The following is a 6,669-nucleotide window of genomic DNA, read 5'->3' as shown; positions in this document are numbered from 1 at the left end:
CGAACCTCCGAAGGCAGAGCCGTCAGATTTACAGTCTGATCCCTTTGACCGCTCGGGAACCCCTCCACGATTAGCGGCGCATTGTGCCGCTTAGTGCAGGGGTCTGTCAACAGATTTAAGGCAAGCAATATCCATAATGTACCAAAAAAGATTTGCGCTTGAACACAAGCAATATTCAGAGCGCTGCTTTATGGCTGCCATTTCGCGCAGCGCGATACTTGTGCCTATTTCTTGACATCGTTGCCGAATTACAACATCCTTTGCGTGGCAGTTCTAGATTTTGCCAGGCAGATTTCTGCCCGGGCTTGAGAGGAGGGTTTATAAATGCAACATATTAAACGTATTACCCTGATGCTTGCCATCAGTGGCGGTCTTTTTGCCGGCACAGCCTATGCCGACAACGGTTACATGGGTTATGCCATTCAGGCAGGCGGCAAACCCGTAGTCACCGGCAACGGTGCCTGCGTTCGCGGTGGACGGCCTGTTACGGATGGAGCTGTTCCTGAGTATTGCGCTCCGGCCAAACCAGCCCCTGTTGCGGTAGCTCCGGCACCTGCACCGGCACCCGCCCCCATTGCTCCCGTTGAGCGCACGGTGCTGGTCAGCAAGCCCATCACCATTACCGGCATCAACTTCAAATTTGATTCCTACAAACTGCTCGATCATGACATCAAGGTCCTGGACGAGGTCGCTGATTTTGCCAAAAATCATCCCGATGCCGTTCTCGACGTGAATGGTTACTGCAGTAAGGTTGGCAGCTATGCCTATAACCTCAAACTGTCCAAGTTGCGTGCCCAGAGCGTGGCTCAGTACCTGAGCAGACACGGCGTTTCCAGTGATCGCATGGTCCTCAAAGGTCATTCCTATAATGATCCAGTGGCCAGCAACGCTACACAGCAAGGACGTTTCCTGAACCAGCGTGTGGAGATCAACTCCAACATCAAGGTGCAAAAAACCGTTCAGTAATTATCGCAGCATTGCGATGCCGGGCGGATCAGCACTGATCCGCCTTTTTTATGGTTTTTTTCATCATGCAGCATCCTGATTCCATGCTAGACTAGCGGCCATGCGACAATCCCTGCTTCGTTTCGTGCGTACCCTGCACATTACCCGCGTCCTGGTGCGCTACCGCCTGGATGAAGTCCTCTATTTTTTACCTATCCTGAAACCCTACCAAGCCCTCTTACGCCTCAGCCCCATGTCCTGGCTGGGCCGCAAACCCCAGGGTGATTTTGCCGAGCGACTACGCCAGGCCCTGGAAACATTAGGCCCGACTTTCATCAAATTAGGGCAGATGCTCTCTACCCGACGCGACCTGCTACCCGATCATATAACCCAGGAGCTGGCCAAGCTCCAGGATGCCGTCCCCCCCTTTCCCTCAGATGAAGCCCGGCAAATCATTGAGACGGCACTCGGCAAACCGGTTTCCGCCCTGTTTGCCGAGTTCGATCCCCAGCCTGCTGCCGCAGCTTCCATTGCCCAGGTGCATTTTGGCGTTTTGCATGATGGCCGCGCGGTCGCCATCAAGGTCCGTCGCCCGGGTTTGCGCCGCGTCATTGATCAGGACCTGGCCATATTGGGGCTGCTGGCGGATCTGGCGGAGCGTTACTCGCAAGAAGGCAGACGCCTGCGCGTGCGTGCGGTAGTGGCCGAGTATGCCAAGACGTTGCGGGGGGAACTGGATTTATTGCGCGAAGCGGCCAATGCCAGCCAGTTACGCCGCAATTTTGCTGCCGATCCTGACTTACTGTATATCCCGGAAATTTACTGGGACTATTGCAGTTCTTCCGTCCTGGTCATGGAACGTATTTATGGCATTCCCATCGGGCAACTGGACGCCTTACGCAAGGCCGGGATCAATTTCGACCAACTCTCCCGACGGGCGGCAGATATTTTTTTCCGCCAGGTTTTTCGTGACGCTTATTTTCACGCCGACATGCACCCGGGGAATATATTCATTGATCCCCGGAATGGTCGCTTCATCGCCGTCGACTTTGGCATCATGGGCAGCCTGGACGATGCCAGCCAGCATTACCTGGCGGAAAACATGATCGCCTTTTTCCAAAGAGACTATCGCAGAGTCGCCGAGGCCCATGTGGAAGCCGGCTGGGTACCCCCCGATACCAATGTCCAGGATTTTGAAGCAGCCATCCGGGCCATTGCCGAGCCGGTATTTGAGAAACCACTGAATGAAATTTCGGTGGCTAATCTGTTGTTGCGTCTGTTTCAGACGACGCGGGCCTTTCATATGCAAACCCAGCCTCAACTGCTCCTGCTCCAGAAAACCCTGGTGAATGTGGAAGGCATTGCCAGGGACTTCAATCCTGCCCTTAACATGTGGGAAGTGGCCACGCCGCTGCTTACCGAGTGGCTGAGCCGCCAACGCGGTCCGCGCGGATGGTGGACGGAAATGAAACGGCATTTTCCGGAGTGGGGCCTGGTTTTACCGGAAATACCCGTTCTATTGCACAATATTCTGCGCCAGACACAACAAGGTGAACTGCCTCTGGTGATCCGCAATCAGGATCTGGACGGAATTCGCCAGGAACTGCGACGCGGCCTGTGGCGGCTTTCCTTTGGAGTCAGCGGAACATTTATCGTCATCGGTATCGGCATCATGGCCGCCCTCGCCCATAAACTGGACTTTGCCATTCTCGACCTGCCACTATGGGCCTGGTTAATTCTGGTTCCGAGCCTGACCTGGATCGGCTTTCATTGGGTGTCCAGCTTCTTTAAAGTGCGCGATTAGTTTCAACATAAATTCCATAAAAGGGGGGTATCATCATGTGGGTTGTTATTTCTCTGATCATTGCCGCGTTGGCCGTCATATTTGCTGTGCAGAACAACGTCATGACGTCCGTACATTTTTTCTCCTGGACTTTTGCCCAGTCGCAGGGCGTGATATTACTTTGTGGATTTGTGGCGGGCTTCATTGCCAGCATGTTGATTTACCTGCCGACCCATATTCGTAACAAGTTAAAAATACGCCGTCACGAACGCCGCCTGGGGGAACTGGAAGGACAACTCAATGAGGAAAGAGGCAAACGGGAATACATCGAAAAAGAACATGCCGCTGCTTTACGTATCCAGAAAAGCAACGGCATGAGCGGAAGCAAGGTCGAAAACTGAGACCCGGCATTATCGGGTTCAGTCGACTTTTTTATCCACGACCGGAACCGCTGTGGCATTCTTGAATTCCGGTACGGTGCGGGCCAGTACCTGCAGGTTTTTACTAGCCTGCACATTGCCCGCAGCTGCCGCCTTATGCCACCACAAAGCGGCCTTGGTATAATCCTGCGGCACGCCCTGACCCATGAAGTAGAGATTACCCAGGTTGTATTGCGCGGCGGAAACACCCAATTCTGCCGCCTTATTCCACCAGTATGCCGCCTTGGTCAGATCCTTGGGAACACCCTGACCAAAGTAATATTGCATTCCGAGATTATACTCGGCCTTTCCATAGCCATGCAGAGCGGATTTTTCAAACCACTGCGCCGCCAAAGAGTAGTTCTGAGGCACACCGTCGCCAAGAGCACAGCGGGTACCAATGCTGTTTTCCAATTTGGCGGTGGTCAGGTCGGCTGGCTGGGTGCTGGCAGAATCTTCCATTTCTGATTTTCCGGCCATGGTCTGGGCATCAACCAAAGGCGCGGCAAGCAATAACAAAGCGGCCGTCGAGCAGGCGGTCAGCACAGGAATACGCAAAAAACGATGAGCAGGCATGATTCACTCCATGAATACAGGGTAATGGCTTTCAGATGTGGAGGTTACACCATAAAGCTAAGACACTGCCAGAACTTTTTCAAGGGATAATCTCCACATTGAAAAAAGGTTTAGCGCAATCGTCATACACCTCGCTAGCCACTGGATGGGGACACGTTTTTGCATCTGTGCCCCAAGCAGACTGCGCTTCTAAAGTCCGGCTCTCTGGCAAGCAAAACCTTTTCCACCAGGTCCGACACTCATTTCACGATTCGTTCCGGGTAGTTTCTGTCTGTCGCCAGCGCTGGGCCAGCTTGTCGAGTACGGCGTTGACAAAACGGTGGCCCTGTTCCGCTCCAAAATCCTTACCCAGTTCAATGGCCTCATTGATGACCACCCGATAGGGAGTTTGCGGTAAATCCCGCAACTCGTAAGCTGCAAGACGCAAAATGGCGCGTTCTACTTCGCTGATTTCATCCTCCCAACGGCGATCCGGGATTTCCTCCGCAATGGCAGGATCCAGCTCCGGGATGGCGTGACAAACGCCTTCCCAGACACTGGTAAAAAATTCCCGATCGGCTCCTTGCAGACGTTCCGGGTCGGCCGTAAATTGCAGGGCTATATCGGCACAATGCCCCGGGTTCATCTGCAATTGATACAATGCCTGGATAATGGCCTGACGCGCCAGGCGACGACGACTGTTTTTCATGGATGCTCAGATCTGACCCAGTAATTGCACCATTTCGAGGGCGGTCATGGCCGCATCAAAACCCTTGTTTCCGGCTTTGGTGCCGGCCCGTTCGATGGCCTGCTCGATGCTGTCCGTGGTCAATATGCCAAAAATGACCGGAATACCCGTATCCATGGCCACCTGTGCCACACCTTTGGAAACTTCACCAGCCACATAATCGAAATGGGGGGTACCCCCACGAATCACCGCTCCCAGACAGAGCACCGCATCATAATTGCCACTGCGCGCCAGCTTTTGGGCTACCAGGGGAATTTCATAAGCTCCCGGCACATAGACCACATGTATCTGTTCGTCACTCGCGCCGTGGCGACGCAGAGCATCAATGGCTCCCTGCTCCAGTTGCTGGGTAATAAAGCTGTTGAAACGACTGACCAGCAGCACAAAACGAAACTTGCCGGCCTGCAGACTGCCTTCTATTTGCTGAATCATGATTTTTCCTTAGTTACTTTCCTGAAATGGACGTTGCCCGACAATTTCGAGACCGAATCCACCGATTCCCCGATACTGGAACTGACTGTCACTCAAGACCTCGGCGCGATGCACGCCGAGGTCTGTCAAAATCTGGGCACCAATACCAAAAGTGCGCAGAACTCGACCGGAATCTCCGGCCTGGCCCGGTCCTTTGGGTAATTCCGGCAAGGCAGCCACTTCCTGCAAAAGCTCTTCCATCGTTTCATCGTGGTGCAGGTACACCAACACCCCCCGACCCTCCGCAGCAATACGCTGTAGAGCACGGGTATTAGGACTGGCGGCCCCGGCAAACAGATCATTGAGGACTTTACCGACCTGCACCCGGACCAGCACGGGACTGTCCGTAGCCTCTACATCGCCCATGACCAGGGCAAAATGAGTTTCCCGGGCCACCCAGTCGCGATAGACATATAACTGGAAATCACCATAAGCCGTATGCCAGGGACCCTGTGCCTGGCGCTCAACAATTCTTTCCCTTTCCAGACGATAGCGGATCAGATCGGCAATGGTGCCGATTTTGAGGCCATGCTCCGCCGCATAGGGCAGCAAATCCGGCAGCCGCGCCATTTCGCCATCGGCATTGAGAATCTCGCAAATCACCCCGGCAGGCTGACAGCCGGCCAAACGCGCCAGATCCACGGCCGCTTCGGTATGCCCGGCACGCACCAGCACCCCACCCGGCTCGGCGGCCAGCGGGAAAATATGCCCGGGCATCACCAGATCTTCGGGCGCGGCATCAGCAGCAATGGCGGCCTGTATGGTGGCGGCCCGATCTGCCGCAGAAATCCCGGTGGTTACGCCCCGGGCTGCCTCAATGGAAACCGTAAATGCAGTGCCGAGGCTGGCGGTATTGTGCCCGACCATTTGCGGCAAGCGCAGCTGTTGGCAGCGCTCACGGGTCAGAGGCAAACACACCAGCCCCCGTGCCTGGGTCACCATGAAATTGATGGCGGCAGGCGTCACAAACTCCGCCGCCATGATCAGGTCTCCCTCATTCTCCCGGCCTTCATCATCCATGAGAATCACCATGCGGCCCGCCGCTATATCGGCAATAATTTCTTCGGCGGGACTGATTTTACCTGCACTCATACCGGGTATCCTTTGGCGGCCAACGATTCGCGAGAGATGGATGATTTTAACGCTGAGTCCGGCTCGGTCGCCACCCAGCGTTCCAGATAACGGGCGATCAAGTCTACCTCCAGATTCACCTGCTGCCCCACCCGCCAGGACGCAGCCGTTGTCTGGCTCAGGGTGTGGGGAATCAGATTGAGCATGAAACGATCCCCTTCCAGGGCATTGACGGTCAGACTGATTCCGTCCACGCAGATACTTCCTTTGGCAGCAATGTAACGCAATAACTCCCGGGGCGCTGCTACCGCAAACACCTGGGAGCGCCCCGAATCCTGGACGCTGTGAATCTGCCCAACCCCATCCACATGACCGGCTACCAGATGTCCACCCAGGCGGTCAGCCAGACGCAGGGCTTTCTCAAGATTGACAGCACTTCCTGTTTTCAGACTACCGAGCAGGGTTTTATCCAGAGTCTCCCGGGAAATATCCACCGCAAATCCGTCCTTATGCAGCGCCACCACCGTCAGACACACCCCCGATACGGCAATACTGTCGCCCAGTTTGACATCGCCCAGATCAAGACCGCCGGAAGCCAGGGTCATCCGGTAATCACCACCCTGAGGCTGTAATCGGCGGACCTCGCCCAGCGCTTCGATAATTCCTGTGAACATCTA

8 protein-coding genes are annotated in these 6,669 nt (G+C 54.9%); 3 read left to right on the top strand and 5 right to left on the bottom strand.

The window, feature by feature from the left end; genetic code table 11:
- The first annotated feature begins 324 nt into the window (after positions 1-324).
- The 3 genes from AC2VLR_RS02575 to AC2VLR_RS02565 all read left to right on the top strand — a co-directional run bounded on the left by AC2VLR_RS02575 (position 325) and on the right by AC2VLR_RS02565 (position 3,129).
- Positions 325-966, top strand: coding sequence for an OmpA family protein (locus tag AC2VLR_RS02575; RefSeq protein WP_486880729.1), 642 nt, complete (start codon positions 325-327; stop codon positions 964-966).
- Between the two features lie 100 nt (positions 967-1,066).
- Positions 1,067-2,749 (top strand): ubiquinone biosynthesis regulatory protein kinase UbiB, encoded by a 1,683-nt coding sequence (ubiB, locus tag AC2VLR_RS02570; protein WP_486880728.1) that lies wholly within the window; start codon positions 1,067-1,069, stop codon positions 2,747-2,749.
- 35 nt (positions 2,750-2,784) lie between these two features.
- Positions 2,785-3,129: a LapA family protein gene (locus tag AC2VLR_RS02565; protein WP_215842717.1), complete on the top strand. Its 345-nt coding sequence runs from the start codon at positions 2,785-2,787 to the stop codon at positions 3,127-3,129.
- A gap of 18 nt (positions 3,130-3,147) precedes the next feature.
- Here AC2VLR_RS02565 and AC2VLR_RS02560 read toward each other — a convergent pair whose 3' ends face one another.
- The 5 genes from AC2VLR_RS02560 to AC2VLR_RS02540 form a co-directional block, all read right to left on the bottom strand.
- Complete coding sequence (locus AC2VLR_RS02560; RefSeq protein ID WP_486880727.1) at positions 3,148-3,723, bottom strand: tetratricopeptide repeat protein; 576 nt, start codon at positions 3,721-3,723, stop codon at positions 3,148-3,150.
- A 244-nt stretch (positions 3,724-3,967) separates the two neighbouring features.
- Positions 3,968-4,411 carry a transcription antitermination factor NusB gene (nusB, locus tag AC2VLR_RS02555; RefSeq protein ID WP_486880726.1) on the bottom strand — a complete coding sequence of 148 codons (444 nt, stop codon included), beginning with the start codon at positions 4,409-4,411 and terminating at the stop codon, positions 3,968-3,970.
- 6 nt (positions 4,412-4,417) lie between these two features.
- Positions 4,418-4,882, bottom strand: coding sequence for a 6,7-dimethyl-8-ribityllumazine synthase (ribH, locus tag AC2VLR_RS02550; protein WP_215842714.1), 465 nt, complete (start codon positions 4,880-4,882; stop codon positions 4,418-4,420).
- 9 nt (positions 4,883-4,891) lie between these two features.
- Positions 4,892-6,013: a 3,4-dihydroxy-2-butanone-4-phosphate synthase gene (ribB, locus tag AC2VLR_RS02545; RefSeq protein WP_486880725.1), complete on the bottom strand. Its 1,122-nt coding sequence runs from the start codon at positions 6,011-6,013 to the stop codon at positions 4,892-4,894.
- On the bottom strand, positions 6,010-6,666 hold the full coding sequence (locus AC2VLR_RS02540) for a riboflavin synthase (protein WP_215844298.1): 657 nt from the start codon (positions 6,664-6,666) through the stop codon (positions 6,010-6,012). The genes ribB and AC2VLR_RS02540 overlap by 4 nt, the downstream gene beginning before the upstream one ends.
- Positions 6,667-6,669: the final 3 nt, after the last annotated feature.

The organism is Acidithiobacillus sp. TH-A117 (genome assembly GCF_057473465.1).
Note: the sequence above shows the minus strand (reverse complement) of the source record. Positions and strands in the feature narration are given on the sequence as shown.